The 15,870-nt window shown below is 69.3% G+C and carries 16 protein-coding genes; 10 read left to right on the forward strand and 6 right to left on the reverse strand.

The window, feature by feature from the left end; translation table 11 throughout:
- The first annotated feature begins 8 nt into the window (after positions 1-8).
- A complete protein-coding gene (gene rsmB, locus F0U63_RS09880) occupies positions 9-1,328 on the forward strand; it encodes a 16S rRNA (cytosine(967)-C(5))-methyltransferase RsmB (protein ID WP_395845642.1) in 1,320 nt (439 codons plus the stop codon).
- 10 nt (positions 1,329-1,338) lie between these two features.
- Here rsmB and F0U63_RS09885 read toward each other — a convergent pair whose 3' ends face one another.
- Positions 1,339-2,100 carry a protein kinase gene (locus F0U63_RS09885; protein WP_395845643.1) on the reverse strand — a complete coding sequence of 254 codons (762 nt, stop codon included), beginning with the start codon at positions 2,098-2,100 and terminating at the stop codon, positions 1,339-1,341.
- Between the two features lie 201 nt (positions 2,101-2,301).
- Here F0U63_RS09885 and F0U63_RS09890 point away from each other — a divergent pair, with 201 nt between their 5' ends.
- Together F0U63_RS09890 and F0U63_RS09895 are read left to right on the forward strand one after the other, a co-directional pair.
- Positions 2,302-2,913 (forward strand): TIGR02265 family protein, encoded by a 612-nt coding sequence (locus F0U63_RS09890; protein ID WP_395845644.1) that lies wholly within the window; start codon positions 2,302-2,304, stop codon positions 2,911-2,913.
- Complete coding sequence (locus tag F0U63_RS09895) at positions 2,897-3,670, forward strand: alpha/beta fold hydrolase (protein WP_395845645.1); 774 nt, start codon at positions 2,897-2,899, stop codon at positions 3,668-3,670. The genes F0U63_RS09890 and F0U63_RS09895 overlap by 17 nt, the downstream gene beginning before the upstream one ends.
- Here F0U63_RS09895 and F0U63_RS09900 read toward each other — a convergent pair.
- Together F0U63_RS09900 and F0U63_RS09905 are read right to left on the reverse strand one after the other, a co-directional pair.
- Positions 3,636-4,535 (reverse strand): LysR family transcriptional regulator, encoded by a 900-nt coding sequence (locus tag F0U63_RS09900; protein ID WP_002630101.1) that lies wholly within the window; start codon positions 4,533-4,535, stop codon positions 3,636-3,638. The genes F0U63_RS09895 and F0U63_RS09900 overlap by 35 nt on opposite strands.
- Before the next feature lie 127 nt (positions 4,536-4,662).
- A complete protein-coding gene (locus F0U63_RS09905; RefSeq protein WP_395845646.1) occupies positions 4,663-4,974 on the reverse strand; it encodes a hypothetical protein in 312 nt (103 codons plus the stop codon).
- Positions 4,975-5,033: 59 nt separating this feature from the next.
- Here F0U63_RS09905 and F0U63_RS09910 point away from each other — a divergent pair, with 59 nt between their 5' ends.
- Both F0U63_RS09910 and F0U63_RS09915 read left to right on the forward strand, forming a co-directional pair.
- Positions 5,034-6,146 (forward strand): MJ1255/VC2487 family glycosyltransferase, encoded by a 1,113-nt coding sequence (locus tag F0U63_RS09910; protein ID WP_395845647.1) that lies wholly within the window; start codon positions 5,034-5,036, stop codon positions 6,144-6,146.
- 107 nt (positions 6,147-6,253) lie between these two features.
- Positions 6,254-7,135 carry a hypothetical protein gene (locus F0U63_RS09915; RefSeq protein WP_395845648.1) on the forward strand — a complete coding sequence of 294 codons (882 nt, stop codon included), beginning with the start codon at positions 6,254-6,256 and terminating at the stop codon, positions 7,133-7,135.
- A gap of 9 nt (positions 7,136-7,144) precedes the next feature.
- Here the strand turns inward: F0U63_RS09915 and F0U63_RS09920 are convergent, their stop codons facing one another.
- A complete protein-coding gene (locus F0U63_RS09920; RefSeq protein WP_395845649.1) occupies positions 7,145-8,065 on the reverse strand; it encodes an alpha/beta fold hydrolase in 921 nt (306 codons plus the stop codon).
- A 297-nt stretch (positions 8,066-8,362) separates the two neighbouring features.
- Between F0U63_RS09920 and F0U63_RS09925 the strand changes: the two genes are divergently transcribed.
- The 3 genes from F0U63_RS09925 to araH are packed head-to-tail and all read left to right on the forward strand — an operon-like array spanning position 8,363 to position 11,833.
- Entirely contained in the window at positions 8,363-9,352 is a 990-nt protein-coding gene (locus F0U63_RS09925; RefSeq protein ID WP_395845650.1) for an arabinose ABC transporter substrate-binding protein, read from the forward strand.
- A 13-nt stretch (positions 9,353-9,365) separates the two neighbouring features.
- Positions 9,366-10,889 carry an L-arabinose ABC transporter ATP-binding protein AraG gene (gene araG, locus F0U63_RS09930; RefSeq protein WP_395845651.1) on the forward strand — a complete coding sequence of 508 codons (1,524 nt, stop codon included), beginning with the start codon at positions 9,366-9,368 and terminating at the stop codon, positions 10,887-10,889.
- Complete coding sequence (gene araH / locus F0U63_RS09935; RefSeq protein ID WP_395845652.1) at positions 10,886-11,833, forward strand: L-arabinose ABC transporter permease AraH; 948 nt, start codon at positions 10,886-10,888, stop codon at positions 11,831-11,833. The genes araG and araH overlap by 4 nt, the downstream gene beginning before the upstream one ends.
- A 54-nt stretch (positions 11,834-11,887) precedes the next feature.
- On the opposite strand, the gene F0U63_RS09940 is transcribed toward araH, so the two are convergent.
- Positions 11,888-12,925, reverse strand: coding sequence for an SDR family NAD(P)-dependent oxidoreductase (locus tag F0U63_RS09940; protein ID WP_395845653.1), 1,038 nt, complete (start codon positions 12,923-12,925; stop codon positions 11,888-11,890).
- Between the two features lie 22 nt (positions 12,926-12,947).
- Positions 12,948-13,430 carry a TlpA family protein disulfide reductase gene (locus F0U63_RS09945; protein WP_395845654.1) on the reverse strand — a complete coding sequence of 161 codons (483 nt, stop codon included), beginning with the start codon at positions 13,428-13,430 and terminating at the stop codon, positions 12,948-12,950.
- A gap of 238 nt (positions 13,431-13,668) precedes the next feature.
- Here F0U63_RS09945 and F0U63_RS09950 point away from each other — a divergent pair, with 238 nt between their 5' ends.
- Positions 13,669-14,550, forward strand: a complete 882-nt coding sequence (locus F0U63_RS09950) for a hypothetical protein (RefSeq protein WP_395845655.1) — start codon at positions 13,669-13,671, stop codon at positions 14,548-14,550.
- Between the two features lie 21 nt (positions 14,551-14,571).
- Positions 14,572-15,870: a hypothetical protein gene (locus F0U63_RS09955; RefSeq protein ID WP_395845656.1), complete on the forward strand. Its 1,299-nt coding sequence runs from the start codon at positions 14,572-14,574 to the stop codon at positions 15,868-15,870.

Below are 15,870 nucleotides of genomic sequence, written 5' to 3' on the forward strand. Positions count from 1 at the left end.
GACATGTCATGAACGCACGCGCCATCAGCATCCAGGTCCTCAGCCGCGTCCGCGCCACGGATGCCTACCTCAACGTGGTGCTCGACACGATGCTCTCGGAGTCGCCTCCGGCGGACCCTCGGGACGCGGGGCTCATCACCGAGCTCGTCTATGGCGCCACGCGCCGCGAGCTCGCGCTGGACTACGCCATCACCCGCTTCGCCGACCGCAAGCTGGAGGCCCTGGAGGACAGGGTGCTCGCGGCGCTGCGCGTGGGGGCCTACCAGCTCTTCTACACGCGGGTGCCGGCGCGCGCCGCGGTGGCCGAGACGGTGCAGGCCCTCAAGGAACTGGGGCTCTCGCGCGCGGCGGGCTTCGCCAACGCCATCCTGCGCAAGCTCGCGGCGCTTCCCGGGCAGCCCCTGCCCCCCGAGGACGACCTGGCCGAGTTCCTGTCGGTGCGCGAGAGCCACCCGCGCTGGCTGGTGGAGCGCTGGCTGCGCCAGTTCGGCCGGGAGCGCGCCGAGGCGATGCTCGTGGCCAACAACCAGACGCCCGCCGTGGTCATCCGCGCCAACCGCGCGAAGGTGACGCGCGACGCGCTGCTCGAGCAGTTGCGCGAGACGGGCCTGGAGGCACGCCCCACGCCGGTGTCCCCGGTGGGCATCATCCTGCCTCCGGTGGGCCGGGTGGAGGACGTGTACGGCTACGCCGAGGGCCTGTGGCAGGTGCAGGACGAGGCGGCGCAGCTCGTGGGCGTCTACGGCGACATCCCCGACACGGCGCGCGTGCTGGATGCGTGCGCGGCGCCGGGCGGCAAGGCCTGCCACCAGGCCGAGACGCACGAGGTGGTGGCCACGGATCTTCATGCCAACAAGATGCGGAAGATCCTCTCCGAGGCGCGGCGCCTGGGCCTCACCGAGCGCCTGCGCGCCGAGGTGCACGACGCGACCGAGCCCTGGCCGGAGGCGTGGGGCGAGTTCCACGCGTTCGTGGTGGACGCGCCGTGCTCGGGCCTGGGGACGCTCAGGCGCCACCCGGAGCTGCGCTACCGGCGCAAGCCGGAGGACATGGCGCGGCTGGCGGTGTTGCAGCGGCGCATCCTGGAGAACTGTCAGGAGGCGGTGCCCCCCGGGGGTCTGCTCGTCTACGCGGTGTGCACCCCCGAGCCCCAGGAGGGGCAGGATCAGGTGGAGATGTTCCTGCGCAGCCACCCGGAGTGGACGGCGGAGCCCCCGGTGCCGCGCGAGGGCGTGAAGCTGCCGCTCACCCAGGCGTATCTGCGCACGCTGCCGGGGCCGGAGAACTGGGACGGCTTCTTCGCGGCGCGCCTGCGCAAGCTGTACTGAGACGCCCCCGTCAGCGGGGCGGGAGCACCAGCGGATCCGGGGGCTCGGGCTGGTAGTTGTCCGGCGGCGGGGACACCGGAGTGGGCAGGGTGTTGAGGATGGGCAGCAGGGCGTCGAGGGCCTCGGCGGCGCTGCCGAAGCGCTCGTGGGGCGCCACGGCCGTGGCCCGCTCCACCCAGGACTCCCAGCGTCCGCGCCACGCCCCATCCCGGCGCGAGGTCAGCATGTCGCGCAGGATGAGCCCGAAGGCGAAGACATCCGTGGACGCGGGCAGGGGCCCTTCCTCCTTCCACTCGGGCGCGAGGTAGTCCGCGCCTCCCTCGGGGGGCTTGAGCCAGCCCGTGGCGTGCGTGCGCCGGAACTGCTCCAACCCCATGTCGAGCACGCTCAGCCGCGCGCCCGCCGGCCCCGAGGCGACGAGCACCCGCGCGGAGCGCAGCCGCCCATGTACCAGGCCCGCGCTCCGGGCGGCGGTGAGGGCTCCGGCCAACTGCCGCGCGAGCGCGCGCAAGTCGGGCAGATCGACTCCTATTTCGTGCAGTCCCCTCAACATGGAGGGCAGGGACTCCCCGCTCCACCAGGGGCGCACGAGCCACAGGCCCTCGCGGGCCTCGTCGTACCCGGCGTCCACCACGGGCGCGAAGGCGGAGTGTCCGGTGCGTTGGGGCTCGCGCAGCGCGTGCGTGAAGTGCTCCACCTCGGCGGGGGAGGGGGCCCGGAGCGTCCGCCACAGGGTGAGCCGGCCGGCTTCTCCTCCCTGGGTCGGCTCCACCTGGCACTCCATACCGGGTTCGTCGCCGAGAGCGGGCCGGACTACCCGCCACGTCCCCCCAAGGATGTCACCTGGAATCAGTGGGCTCATGGGGGGGAAGTGTAAACTGGATGAGGACCCTGGACGTGAGGGGTCCTCTTCAGGTGGAGTCCATCCCCGAACAAGAAGGTCTCGCGGTTCCCTGGTCACCCAACGAGCGACATGGAGCACGGCGCACAGCAGGAACTGCAGCGGCGGCTGGAGGTGATTCGTCCCGAGGACACCCTGCGGGGTTTCTTCTTCAACGGCGCGCTGGAGCAGGTGCGCCCGCTCGGCGACCCGGTCTCCTGGCGCCGCTGCATCGAGGCGGCGGGCGGCGACCGGTTCATGGCCTTCTTCAGCTACCCCATGGATTCCTTCATCCGGCTGCTCTACGCCGCGGCGGGCGTGCTGAGCGAGGGGCGCGGGGACTTCCGCACGGCCTTGTGGCACCTGGGGCGGGAGATGGTGCCGTACTACCTGGAATCCAGCGCCGGGCAGGTGCTGTTGCTGTTGGCCCGAGGGGAGCCGCGGTGGTTGCTCGAAGGACTCCCCTCCGCCTTCCGGACGGCCGTCCGGCATGGCGAGTGCTCGGTCTCCTGGTTGGGGCCGAACCATGGCCGGTTGCTCTTCCAGGGATGTTCCCTGCCGGCCGAGTACTACGAGGGCGCGGTGCGGGGCGTCTTCGAGAGCACGCGCATCGCGCAGACCCTGGTCAGCGCGCGGCAGCTCAGCCTGCTCGACACGGAGGTGGAAGTGTCCTGGGACAAGGAGCGACATGCGGCGGGTGGTTGAGTGGACGCAGCTGCCGGGCGAGGGACCCCGGGTCCTGATGTTGCCGGGGCTGGGGGCCCGGGGCGCGGGCTTCCAGGCGCTCGCCAGACGGCTCCAGCACGTGGCGCGGCCCCTGCTCGTCGAGTACCCCGAGGGCCCTCACGCGGCCCGGGGCGCGGGGGCGCTCGCCCAGGAGGTCTTCGAGGCCTGTGGCTCGGTGGACGCCGTGGTGGCCAGCTCCTTTGGCGGCATGGTGGCCGCGCACCTGGCCGCGGCGGGCGCCGCGCGGGGCGTGGCCTTCCTGGGCTCCTTCACCCGCACCGAGCACCTGGGCGCGCGTGGCCGGCTCATCGCGATGATGGGGCCCATCGCCGTGTTGGGGCGGCCGGGTCCGCTCACCGCCGCCCTGGCCTCCTGGCGGCCCATCGCGCCCACCCGCGTGCCCGAGGTGGTTCCCACCACCCGGCTCGAGCGGATGACCACGCTCCACCGCGCTTTCGCCATTCGGGGCGAGCCGCCGCCTCCGTCCCTGCGGGGCCTGCCCGTGTCGTGTGTCTGCATCCAGGGCAACCGGGACGTGCTGGTGCCCCCCGCGACGGTGAAGCGCCTGGCGGCGTCGCTGCCCCCGGGCACGCCCCAGCACCTGCTGCGCGGCGCCGGTCACGTGCCCTACTTCACCCACCCGGAGGAGTGCGCGCGCCTGCTCGAGCCCTGGCTCGCGGCGCTGGCTCCTCCGGTGACGCTCAGCTCTCCTCGGCCGATGCTTCAGCGAGCTTGAAGGCCTCGAGCACCGCGGCCGACGCCCGGTCCAGGTACTTGCCCTTGCGGATGAGCAGGCCGATCGGCCGGGACACCGGCCCCTCGGCGAAGGGCTTGGAGACGATCGTCCCCTGGGCCACCTCGGCCGCCACCGTCGCCATGGGCAGGATGGCCACGCCAATGCCCATTTCCACCGCGCGCTTGATGGTCTCGATGTTGTCGATCTCCATCACCGGGTTGAGGTCCAGGTTCTTCTCGCGCACCAGCCGGTCCAACGCCTTGCGCGTGGGCGCCTCGCGATCAAAGGCGATGAAGGGCACGCCCGAGAGCGCCGTGAGGCTCACCTTCGCCTTGCTGGCGAACGGGTGGTTGGGGGCGCAAACAACCGCCAGCTTGTCATCGCGGAACGGGTGGATGTCCACGCCGGCGCGTGGCTGCGGATAGGCGACAATGCCAATCTCCGCCGCACCCAGGATGACATCGTCATACACTTGATCATTGCGCCGGTAGTTCAAGCGCATGTTCACCTTGGGGTGCGTCTTGAGCAGCTGCTTCTGCACGTTGCGCAGCTCATGCAGACCCACCGAATAGATGGTGGAGACCGTCGTGGTGCCATGCACCTCGGCGGACTGCTCGCGGATCTCCTGCTCCACCTCGGCGAAGCGTGCCAGGATTTCCTTGCACCCTCGGAAGAGGCGCTCGCCCGCGGGCGTCGGCGTCACCTGCCGCGCGCTGCGCGACAGCAACTTCTGCTCGTAGCGGTTCTCCAGGGCGCGAATCTGCTGGCTCACCGCCGACTGGGTCACATGGTTGAGCTGCGCGGCTCTTGAGAAGGAGCCGGTCTCGACCACGTCACAAAACATTTTCAGGGATTCAAGCTGCATAGGGAGGCGCCCCTCCTAACCGAACCCTAATAATGAGGCCAGCCCTAATTAGTCGGCCTTCGCCGGATGGCGGCTCGCTGGAGTGACTGGCTTGTCGGCCCGGCCCGTTGATTGACTCACTCGTCAGTCAACCCTGCCGCTCGGCGGAGGAGGGAGATTTCGGCCGGAGCACGAGCACCGCCGTGGCCAGGCCGAGCGCCAGCAGGCTCGCTCCCGACAGGAGCTGCACGTGGCCCATCTCCCGCGCGGTGTCCTGCATGAAGGTGCACTCCTCCTCGGAGAGCTCCGTGCAGTCGGCGGGTTTCAAGCGTGTCACGAGGCCCGTACCGGCGAGGAAGAGGCCGCCGAGCAGCAGGCCTCCACTCAGTCCCAGCAGGGCCGCCCGGATGAGCCTCTGGGCGCCCGAGGGGCCCTGGATGTTTCTGGCTTCGCGTTGCATGGCCGGACGCTATCCCCGCCCTGGGGTCGCGCGCCATATCCCGCGTATGCTCGGCCCCCATGCGAATCCTCTACGGTGTCGTTGGTGAAGGCATGGGGCACGCGACCCGCTCCCGCGTCATTCTCGAGGAGCTCACCCGCGAGCACGAGGTGCAGATCGTCGTCTCGGGGCGGGCCAAGGACTACCTGGCCAAACGCTTCGACAAGGTGCACGGCATCTGGGGCCTCACCCTGGCCTACGAGGGCAACTCGGTGAAGAAGCTCCAGACGCTGCTGCAGAACGTCTCCGGGGCCATCAAGGGCTGGCCGCACAACATCCGCCAGTACTTCGAGCTCGTGGAGAAGTTCCAGCCGGACGTGGTGGTGAGCGACTTCGAGAGCTTCAGCTATCTCTTCGGCCGCAACCACCGCCTGCCCGTCATCAGCGTGGACAACATGCAGATCATCAACCGGTGTCAGCACGACAGCGCGCTGCTCGCCGGTTGGGAGGAGGACTTCGAGGGCACGCGCGCCATCGTGAAGTCCAAGCTGCCCGGCTGCTTCCACTACCTCACCACCACCTTCTTCTATCCGCCGGTGCGCAAGGAGCGCACCACGCTGCTGCCCTCCATCCTCCGGCCGGAGATCCTCTCCGCCCGCTCCGAGCCCGGCGAGCACCTGCTCGTCTACCAGACCTCCACCTCCAACACCGCGCTGCCCGACATCCTCAAGCAGAGCGGGCTGCCCTGCCACATCTACGGGCTGCGGCGGGACCTCACCGGGGACGTGCGCGACGGCAACCTGCTCTACCGCCCCTTCAGCGAGGCGGGCTTCATCGACGACCTGCGCACCGCGCGGGCCGTGGTGGCCGGCGGCGGCTACACGCTCATGAGCGAGGCCGTCTACCTGCACAAGCCCATGCTCGCGCTCCCCGTGCAGGGCCAGTTCGAGCAGGTGCTCAACGCCCTCTACCTGGAGAAGCTCGGCTACGGCATGTACGCGCCCACGCTCACCGTGGAGCGGCTGCGCGACTTCCTCGATCGCGTCCCCCAGTGCCAGAAGGCGCTCGAGGGCTACACCCAGGACGGGAACGTGAAGATGATGAGCGCCCTGCGCGAGCAGCTCGCCCGGGCCGCCGAGTACAAGGGCCGCTGGTGGGAGGACGTCGAGCCGGGCGAACCCGTGAAGGGCTGAGGCTCGCCCCGCTCCACGCGACGCACCGCGTGCGCCGCGGTGCGTTGGCGGCCAGCCGACTCAGGACACCCGGGTGGGTTTGACAGCCCGGGTCTCACGGGTTTTCCATGAAGTCCATGAGAAACCAACTGCTGATTGTGTCCGCGCTCGCGTGGGTGTCCTCCGCGTGCGGTGGCGAGGCGCTCGTCGACGAAGGCGCGGAGGCGGGAGCGAGCACGGGACAGGCGCTCTACGCGGGGGTGAATGGCGAGGCCTGCACGGCGAGCCCGTACAACTGCAAGCTGCGCCCCACCGGGGGCAATCGCGTCGCCACCAACGATCCGGATGACGACGACTCCTGGGGCGTGGTGACGGGGGTGCCCATTCGCGACGGCCATGGGGCCGTGATGGGCACCTCGACCCGGACGCGCGTCACCTTCAACTACGGCCAGACGCGCACCTTCGAGGGCGAGACCTACGCTTTCGCGGTGTCGACGTCCAACTCGAGCGCCGGGTGGATGCCCCTGTCGAGCATCCTGGGCCAGGAGTCCTTCGCGCAGAAGGTCGGGCACGTGTCGGCGTTGGGGGCGGGCCTGGCGAAGCTGGGCTGCTATGCCGTGCGCGACTCGCATGACACCACCCTGGAGTTCAAGAAGGTGGTCTACGACAGCGACGCGGTGCACGAGCGCGCGGGCGACTACCTCCCGCTCGTGCGCGCCAATGGCAGGCGCTCGGTCAACCTCGCCTTCAACGTGCCGGGCTTCGGCCTGGGCGGCGTCGCGGTGGACCACTTCCCCGCGGGCACGAAGTTCCAGCGCCTGGACGTGCCGACGGATGCCGGCGCGCCGTCGATCGACATCCCGCTCTGGGTCCAGGACAGCGAGGGCCGCTACCGGACCCAGTCGGGCACGATGAAGTTCATCTACGGCTATGTCATCGCCGCCACGGGCACCAAACGCAACGGGTGGATGGCGTACGACGCGCTCTCGGTGAGCAGCGGCTGCCCCTGAGCCCGCCGTCTACGGGCACAGCGAGTCGAGGAACGCGGTGACGTCGGCGACGAAGCGCTCGGGCTGCTCGACGTGGGGGGCGTGGCCGGTGTCCGGGTAGAGCAGCAGCCGGCCCCGGCCCAGCCCCTGGGCGAGCGCCTGTTGCTCGGCGACGGAGAAGATGCCGTCCTGGTCCCCGCCCACGACGAGCGCGGGGACGCGGATGCGCCCGAGCTGGGAGGAATGGTCCTCGGCGGCGAGTCCCGCGAGGGCGTCCCTCCAGACGCGGGCGGGCACCTTGAGGCTCTCGGCGACGGCGGTGTCGAGGAAGGTGGAGGGGATGGGACGGTAGAAGGTGCTCGCCTGGAAGTCGCGGACGAAGGCCGGATCGATGGGATCGCTCAGCGTGTCCACGACGGACTTCAGATCGGCGATGACGGCATTGCCCCGCGAGGTGGGGGCCGAGCCGACGAGCACGAGCGCCTGGACGCGCTGGGGGGACTCGAGGGCGACCTGCTGGGCGATGAAGCTGCCCATGGAGTGGCCCAGGAGGGTGGCGCGCCGGTGGCCCCGGGCGTCGAGGAAGGCCACCACGTCGGCGGCGAAGTCGGACTGGGAATAGCCGCCGCCGGGCCGCGAGGAGTCACCGTGGCCGCGCTGGTCGAGCGCGTAGACGTGATAGCGGCGCGACAGCAGCGGGTAGTCCAGATCGAAGGAGCGGTACGAGTCGGTGTAGCCGTGCAGCAGCACCAGCACCGGGCCGTCGCGGCGGCCCTGCTCGACGTAGTGCATTCGCACGCCGGTGGACAGCCACACGAAGCCCTCGCGCGGGCCCGCCTCGGCGCCGAGGGCCTCGGCCCCCGTGCCCAGGTGGGCTTCCAGGGACTCGTCTTCCGGACCGCAGGCGCTCAGCGCCGCCACGGCGAGCAGCAGGATCAGCTGGTTCTTCATGGGCCCCCCTCCAGGAGCTTTCGCCCCCGCCCTCTCACGGGCCGTTGGGCGATGGCAAGGTTTGTATATCGGGAAATAACAGATAAAGCTGTTGTGTGTACAATAATGCAGTGGATGTCGAAGGGCCTCGCGCCGGCCTGATTGGAGTTGACGCACTCCGGGTTCGGGGACGGGCTCAATGACCGAGGAGGACGAAACATAGCGCTTGCGCTGGGCGCGACATGGGACTACGCCTGCCCCTGCAAAAGTCATACAGCACGCAAGCATCATCAACATCAGACAGTTCAGGAGGACGAAATGCGCCTTTGGAAGAACCTGATCGTGGCTTGTGCCGTGTCCTTGCTCTCGGCGTTCTCCGCCTCCGCCGCCGACGCCAAGGACGTGAAGATTGGCTTTGTCGTCAAGCAGCCCGAGGAGCCCTGGTTCCAGGACGAGTGGAAGTTCGCGGACATCGCCGCCAAGGAGAAGGGCTTCACCCTGGTGAAGATTGGCGCCGAGGACGGTGAGAAGGCCCTGGCCGCCATCGACAACCTCGGGGCGCAGGGTGCCCAGGGCGTCATCATCTGCACGCCCGACGTGAAGCTCGGGCCGGGTCTGGTGGCCCGGGCCAATGCCAACCAGCTCAAGCTCATGACGGTGGATGACCGGCTGGTGGACAGCAAGGGCCGGCCGCTGGAGAAGGTGCCGCACATGGGCATCTCCGCCACCAAGATTGGCGAGGCGGTGGGGCAGGCCATCGTGGATCAGATCAAGGCGCGGGGCTGGAACATGAAGGAAGTCGGCGCCATCCGCGTCTCCTATGATCAGCTCCCCACGGCGAAGGAGCGCGTCGAGGGTGCCATCTCCGTGCTCAAGAAGAATGGCTTCCTGGCGCAGAACATCTTCGACGCGCCCCAGAGCAAGACGGACACCGAGGCGGCGCTCAACGCGGCCAACGTGGTGCTCAACAAGAACGCGGGCCTCAAGAAGTGGGTGGCGTTCGGCCTCAACGACGAGGCGGTGCTCGGCGCCGTCCGGGCCACCGAGACGGCCGGGCTGAAGGCGGCGGACGTGGTGGGCATCGGCATCGGCGGCTCGGATGCGTCCATCAACGAGTTCAAGAAGTCCGCCCCGACGGGCTTCTACGGCAGCATCATCATCTCGCCCAAGCGCCACGGCTACGAGACCGCGCTCAACATGTTCAACTGGGTGAGCACCGGCAAGGAGCCGGAGAAGCTCATCCTCACCTCGGGCGAGCTGGCCACCCGCGACACGTACAAGGACGTCCGCAAGCAGCTCGGACTCTAGTGGTCGAAGGCGCATGACCCCGTTCCTCGAATTCACGAACATCTCCAAGAGCTTTCCCGGGGTCCGCGCCCTCAAGGAGTTGAGCTTCTCCGTCCCCGCCGGCCGGGTCATCGGCCTGCTGGGCGAGAACGGCGCGGGCAAGTCCACGCTCATCAAGATCCTGGGTGGGGACTACCAGCCGGACACGGGGGAGATCCGCATCGCGGGCCAGGCGCGGCGCTTCACCTCGACGCGCGCCTCGCTCGCCGCCGGGGTCACCGTGGTGCACCAGGAGCTGCAACTGGTGCCCGAGCTGACGGTGGCCGAGAACCTCATGCTCGGCCGCTTTCCCGCGAAGGCGGGGGTGGTGGACTTCCGCAAGCTGTTCGAGCAGGTGGGCGCCGTCCTGAAGGACATCGGCGTGGAGGTGGATCCCCGGGTCAAGGTCTCCGAGCTGTCGATCGGCACCCGGCAGATGGTGGAGATCGCCAAGGCGGCCATCTTCGACGCCTCCGTCATCGCCCTGGACGAGCCCACCTCCTCGCTCTCCGCGCACGAGAGCGAGGTGCTCTTCCGCCTCGTCGCCCGGCTGCGCGCGGCGGGCAAGGTCATCCTCTACGTCTCGCACCGGTTGGATGAGCTGTTCCGGCTGTGCGACGGCTGCGTGGTGCTGCGCGATGGGCGGCTCGTGGCGCATCACGAGACCATGGAGGGTCTCACGCGCGAGGTGCTGGTGCGCGAGATGGTGGGCCGGGAGATCCAGGACATCTGGGGCTGGCGGCCCCGGAAGCTGGGCGACGTGCGCCTGTCGGCCTCGGGAGTGAGGGGCTCGCGCCTGCCCATTCCCGCGTCCTTCGAGGTGCGCGCCGGGGAGATCCTCGGCTTCTTCGGCCTGGTGGGGGCGGGGCGCAGCGAGCTGTCGCGCCTGCTCTACGGCGCCGACCGGCGTCACGGGGGCGAGCTGCGGATGGATGGCCAGCCCGTCCACGTGCGCAACCCGCGGCAGGCGGTGCGCGCGGGGCTCGTGCTCTGTCCGGAGGACCGCAAGGCCGATGGCATCCTCCAGGGCCGCTCGGTGGAGGAGAACGTCAATGTCTCCTGCCGCCGCCACTTCTCGCCGCTGGGGCTCATCAACACGGGCCGCGAGGCGCGCATGGCCGAGGAGTACATCAAGCGGCTCGGGGTGCGCACGCCGTCGCGCTTCCAGGACATCGTCAACCTGTCGGGCGGCAATCAGCAGAAGGTCATCCTGTCGCGCTGGCTGGCCGAGCAGGGCATCAAGGTCTTCATCGTCGACGAGCCCACCCGTGGCATCGACGTGGGGGCCAAGAGCGACATCTACGAGGTGCTGTACGGACTGGCGGAGCAGGACATCGCCATCATCGTCATCTCGAGCGAGCTGCCCGAGGTCATGGGCATCAGCGACCGGATTCTCGTCATGTGCGGTGGCCGCATCACGGCGGAGTTCGACCGGCCCCACTTCTCCGAGGAGAAACTCCTGGCGGCGGCACTGCCCGACCGCTCCGTGGCCCAAGTGGCCCAAGAGGATTCGAAATGAATCGTTTGAAGCGCATCGTGCTCGGTGAGCAGGGATTGGTCATCCTGTTCCTGCTCGCCCTGGCGATCGTCTCCCTCACCGTTCCCAACTTCATGACCCAGCGCAACGTGCTGGGTCTGCTGCAGGCGGTGGTGACCATCGGCATCGTGTCCTGCACGATGATGTTGTGCCTGGCCTCGCGCGACGTGGACCTGTCCGTCGGCTCGACGGTGGCCTTCACCGGAATGATCGCCGTGATGATGGCCAACCACACCGAGAACATCCTGCTCGGGTTGCTGGCCGCGGTCGCGGCCGGCGTGGTGGTGGGCGCCGTCAACGGCGTCATCATCGCGAAGCTCGGCGTCAACGCCTTCATCACCACGTTGGCGACCATGCAGGTGGTGCGCGGCCTGGCGCTGATCTCCTCGGATGGCCGCGCCGTCGGCGTGGATGATTCGGACTATTTCGAGATCGCGCAGAAGACCGTGGTGGGCGTGCCGATGCCCATCCTCGTGATGGTGGTCGTCTTCCTGCTCTTCGGCTTCGTGCTCAACCGCACCGTGTTCGGGCGCAACACCCTGGCCATTGGTGGCAACCCGGACGCCTCGCGGCTGGCCGGCCTCAACGTCGGCGCCACGCGCATCATCATCTTCGTGCTGCAAGGCATCGCGTGCGCGGTGGCCGGCATCCTGCTGTCCTCGCGCATCACCAGCGGTCAGCCCAACGCGGCCCAGGGGCTCGAGCTGTCGGTCATCTCCGCGTGCGTGCTGGGCGGTGTGTCGATGTCCGGCGGCCGGGCGGCCGTCTCCGGCGTGCTGGTGGGCGTGCTCATCATGGGCATCGCGGAGAACGTGATGAACCTGATGAACATCCAGGCCTTCTACCAGTACGTGGCCCGAGGCGTGATCCTCCTGCTCGCCGTGCTGCTCGACAACCTGCGCACGCGCGCGATGGGGCGGCGGTAGGCAAGGGCCCCGTTCGAGACGAACGGGGCCCCACGTGGTTCAGTGCGGCAACGCTCAGTGCAGCAACTCGTTGTTGCGCTGGGCCGCCCACCGCGTGAGCTGGGTGACCCAGGAGCGGGTGAGGGGCGTCTCGCTCTCGAAGCCCCAGTGCCGCTCGGTGTTGCCGTCCTGGGGCATCAGGCGGGTGATCTGCGCGAGCACCGCCGCCGTGAGGTTGGGCGCCAGCGTCCTGGCGAGCGTGGCGACCTTGGCGGGCAGCCCCACCAGGGCCTCCGCGTCACCCCGGCGGCAGGACTCGATGATTTTTCGCGCCGCCCGCTCGGCGTTCATCGACAGGCCCGGCAACGAGTCGCTCGTGATGAACCAGGCGTACTCCGCCTCGTGGTCTCCCTTGACGACCACGTTGGGTGGGCTGCCGGTGCGCATCAGCCCCGGGCACACCGTCGTCACGAGAATCCCGTCCTGCGCCAGCTCCGCGCGCAGCCCGTCCGACAATCCCACCAGGGCGAACTTGCTCGCGCTGTAGGGCAGCATGTGCGGCACGCTGACCTTGCCTCCAATGGAGGAGACGTTGACGATGCGGCCCCAGCCCCGCTGCTTCATCTCCGGCAGCACCGCCAGCGTCGTGTAGAGCGGCGCCCAGAAGTGCAGGTCCATCGCCTCGGAGAAGTCGCGCTCGTCCATGGACTCGAGCGGACCCACCTGGATGGTGCCGGCGTTGTTCACCAGCACGTCCACCGGGCCAAAGGTCTCGTGCACCCGGGCCACCAGCGCCTCCACCTGCACCCGGTCCGTCACGTCGCAGGGGATCGCGAGCACCTCGCCGCCGCTCGACTCCAGCTCGTCCTTCGCCCGCGTCAGCTCCACCTGCTCGCGCGCGCACAGCACGACGCGCGCTCCCTCGGCGACGAAGAGCCGGGCCATCTCCAGGCCCAGTCCCCGCGAGCCGCCCGTCACCAACACCGTGCGTCCCTGGAAGGACGGCTTCTCGCGCCGCAGCGCGCGCAGTCCCATCACCGCGCCCACGCCCGCCGCGGCCACGGCACCCAGCGTCAGCCGGGAAGACTCCTTCTTCTTGTTGTGGTCGGCCATATCGCTCCTCGGGGTCTGGGGTTCAGGGCGCGGACGCGCCGGAGGTGGACTCGGCGGAGGTGAGCCGCTCCAACAGGGGCCGCAGTGCCTCCTCCATGGATTCATCGCCCAGCACGCGCAGGCGCAGCTTCAGGGACTCGTCGAACACGAGGTAGGCGGGCGTGCCCTGGACACCATAGGCCTGCGCCATGGAGCCATCGTCCACCGCCACCGGGTGGTGGAAGCCCAGGCGCTTGACCGTGGCCTCGATGTCGTTCGTGTTCATGGCCTGCCTGGCGTCCTGCCCCTTCATGGGCACGTGGACGCCAATCACCTGGAGCCCTCGGGGGAGGAACTCCCTCACCAGGGCCTGGAGCCGCGGGAGCTGGCTCTGGCTGGAGGCGAAGCGCTCCGTCCAGAAGTACAGCAGCACGGGCCGTCCATGCAGGTCGTGAACGTGTACCGGAGCGTTGATCCAACCGCCCCGCGGATCCAACAGCGTCAGGGGAACGTCGAGAGAGGACATGGCCTGAAGCTATGCATCGGCTCCATGCCCTCCGGTGGCCCCGGCCCCCAGGCCGCTCTCCATCCACACGGGGGATGGCGCGCCGCGTCTCCCGCGCCCTGACGCGGTGAGTCGTGAATGTCAATTGGAAAAAAGTGGCCCCGTATCAAATTCCAAGAAAGCGAGGTAGATTGGGCTCACCTGTCTGGCAGCCCTGCATGCAGGTCCCCCCCGGAAGTTCGAGCAGGAGGTACCCCCCATGAAGCAGTTCCTGAGCGCGGCCGCCGTGGCCGTCACCACGCTGATGGCCGCCGAGGCCTCGGCGACCAACTACACCCTGTGGATTCACGGCAAGAACGGCAGCACCACCAAGCCGGGCAACTACACCGACTTCAGCTACTGGGGCCCGAGCACCACCGCGGCGGGTGTGAACAAGAAGGCCGTCAACTGGAACGGCACCCAGCGCATCTCCGTGGAGAACTACCGCGTCCGCGACGCGCTCGACTGCTTCTGCACGGGGAGCAACTGGTGCTACATCGCCGCGCACAGCGCGGGGGACCTGCAGATTGGTTATGCGCTGTCGCTCTACGGCGGCTCCACGCGCTCCATCAAGAACGCGGTGCCGAGCAGCACGGGCGTGTGCGGCAACGCGGGCGGCACCCAGGTGGGCTGGAACATCAAGTGGGTGGACGTGGCCTCGGGCGCGAGCGGCGGCAGCGAGCTGGCGGACCACGGCGACTGGGCGGTGTCGGATCCGCTCGTGAGCGACCTGGTCACCACCACGGCGCGCGGCATGTACAACCACAACACCACGCGCTCGTTGTGGTTCTACAACTTCGCGGGCGCCAAGGGCACGGCCTACTCGGGCGTGCTCCCGGGCCAGGACGACGAGGCCGTGTCCTATCACTCGACGGGTGGCGTCTCGGGCTCCTCGGGCAGCTCCCAGTGCAACCCGGGGGACTGGTTCTGCGACGGCACGCTGAACACGGGCACCAGCGCGTGCAGCAACGGCATCGCCAAGTGGTCCTACCACTCGGTGCAGCTGCGCGATGATGGCGAGGCCTATGATCACCACGCCGCTGGCAACTGGGCCGGCATCGTCGGGCCCGTGCGCTCCGACGTGGTCACCTACGCCAAGTAGCTCGCTCCGGGCGTCCTCGACATGAAGCACGACAGCAGCCTTCCTGGTCCGTCCTCTCCGCCGGCTCGCCCCGCGCGCCGCGGCCGATGGTTCCTCCTGCTCATTCCCCTCGTGGTGGGTGGAGGGGGGCTGCTGTTGTCCCTGGGGATGCCAGCTCCGGACCCGGACACGCCGGAGCCGTCCGGGCCGGGTGTGTCCTCGGCCTCGGCCTCCCCGGCTCATGCGAGCCCCCGCGCCCGCGTGCCGGGTGCTCCGTCTCCATCGGTCCGCGTGGCGCCAGCGGCTTCCGCCCTGTCGCCCGAGGAGGCCGAGCGCGAGGCCCAACGGCAGCTCTGGACGGCGCGGTTGGAGCGGGCGCGCTTCTCGCTCGAGTCCTACCGGCAGTCCACGCGCTACCCGCACGAGTCCCGGCCCATCGAGGAGCACCCGGACCGGGTGTACCCGGCCTCGCCCTCGCGCAAGCAGCCGCTCGGCAAGAAAGGGGGGGACATCTCCCTGCGGCTCAAGCAGGAGAAGATCTTCGTCGTGGGCGAGGAGTCGGTGCGCTTCTTCGTGGGCTGCGAGAACGCGCACACCGGACAGCCCCTGTCCTGCGAGGTGCACTCCGCCACCGCGAGCGAGGCGCCCTACCTGGAGCAGGCGGGGAAGATCGGCGCGGTGCCGCTGGAGTTCAATGACTCGGGGCGCCTGGGGGACGAGGTCGCCGGGGATGGCACCTGGACGACGACCTTCCAGCCGTCCCGTCAGGGCTTCGCCCTGTTCGAGGGCACCCTGCGCGTGGGCTTCGGCGTGAGGGCCTCGGGCAGTACCGAGGGCAGCTCCTTCTTCGACATCCAGTTCACCCCCGCGGCTCCCGCCACTTTCACTGGCAAGGTGCGCGAGGTGGTGGAGCAGGGCTCGTTGCGGTTGTACGTCGGGCTCCAGGTGCGCAAGCCCGGCCGCTACGTGTTCGCGGCGCGCGTGGATGACGAGGCGGGCGTGCCGCTCGCCTACCTGGACTTCAACGAGGAGCTGGAGGCGGGTGCGCGCGAGGTGCGCTTCTCGCTCTTCGGGTTGTTGTTGCACGACAAGAAGCCGGACTTCCCCCTGCGGCTGCGCGACGTGGAGGGCTTCCACCTGCGCGAGCGGGGGGATCCGGATCGAGAGCTGGTGAAGACGCTCGCGGGCGTCGTGCACACCACGGGCGAGTACCCCCTGGAGCGCTTCTCCTCGGACGAGTGGACGAGCGAGGAGCGCCAGCGCTACCTGGACGAGTTCTCCCGGGACGTGGCTGACGCCCAGGCGCACCTGGACGCGCTCGCGGGCAAGGGCCCGCCCTGA

The sequence above is a fragment of the Cystobacter fuscus genome, from assembly GCF_044360685.1.
Taxonomy (GTDB): Bacteria; Myxococcota; Myxococcia; order Myxococcales; family Myxococcaceae; genus Cystobacter; species Cystobacter fuscus_C.

What these genes read in the sequence shown, in the direction of transcription:
- F0U63_RS09920 (WP_395845649.1), bottom strand. Translation starts at nt 8,065, where the DNA reads ATGAAGAACCAGCTGATCCTGCTGCTCGCCGTGGCGGCGCTGAGCGCC.
- F0U63_RS09955 (WP_395845656.1), top strand. Translation starts at nt 14,572, where the DNA reads ATGAAGCACGACAGCAGCCTTCCTGGTCCGTCCTCTCCGCCGGCTCGC.
- F0U63_RS09950 (WP_395845655.1), top strand. Translation starts at nt 13,669, where the DNA reads ATGAAGCAGTTCCTGAGCGCGGCCGCCGTGGCCGTCACCACGCTGATG.
- F0U63_RS09900 (WP_002630101.1), bottom strand. Translation starts at nt 4,535, where the DNA reads ATGCAGCTTGAATCCCTGAAAATGTTTTGTGACGTGGTCGAGACCGGC.
- F0U63_RS09905 (WP_395845646.1), bottom strand. Translation starts at nt 4,974, where the DNA reads ATGCAACGCGAAGCCAGAAACATCCAGGGCCCCTCGGGCGCCCAGAGG.
- F0U63_RS09925 (WP_395845650.1), top strand. Translation starts at nt 8,363, where the DNA reads ATGCGCCTTTGGAAGAACCTGATCGTGGCTTGTGCCGTGTCCTTGCTC.
- F0U63_RS09940 (WP_395845653.1), bottom strand. Translation starts at nt 12,925, where the DNA reads ATGGCCGACCACAACAAGAAGAAGGAGTCTTCCCGGCTGACGCTGGGT.
- araH (WP_395845652.1), top strand. Translation starts at nt 10,886, where the DNA reads ATGAATCGTTTGAAGCGCATCGTGCTCGGTGAGCAGGGATTGGTCATC.
- F0U63_RS09895 (WP_395845645.1), top strand. Translation starts at nt 2,897, where the DNA reads ATGCGGCGGGTGGTTGAGTGGACGCAGCTGCCGGGCGAGGGACCCCGG.
- F0U63_RS09945 (WP_395845654.1), bottom strand. Translation starts at nt 13,430, where the DNA reads ATGTCCTCTCTCGACGTTCCCCTGACGCTGTTGGATCCGCGGGGCGGT.
- F0U63_RS09890 (WP_395845644.1), top strand. Translation starts at nt 2,302, where the DNA reads ATGGAGCACGGCGCACAGCAGGAACTGCAGCGGCGGCTGGAGGTGATT.
- F0U63_RS09910 (WP_395845647.1), top strand. Translation starts at nt 5,034, where the DNA reads ATGCGAATCCTCTACGGTGTCGTTGGTGAAGGCATGGGGCACGCGACC.
- araG (WP_395845651.1), top strand. Translation starts at nt 9,366, where the DNA reads ATGACCCCGTTCCTCGAATTCACGAACATCTCCAAGAGCTTTCCCGGG.
- rsmB (WP_395845642.1), top strand. Translation starts at nt 9, where the DNA reads ATGAACGCACGCGCCATCAGCATCCAGGTCCTCAGCCGCGTCCGCGCC.
- F0U63_RS09915 (WP_395845648.1), top strand. Translation starts at nt 6,254, where the DNA reads ATGAAGTCCATGAGAAACCAACTGCTGATTGTGTCCGCGCTCGCGTGG.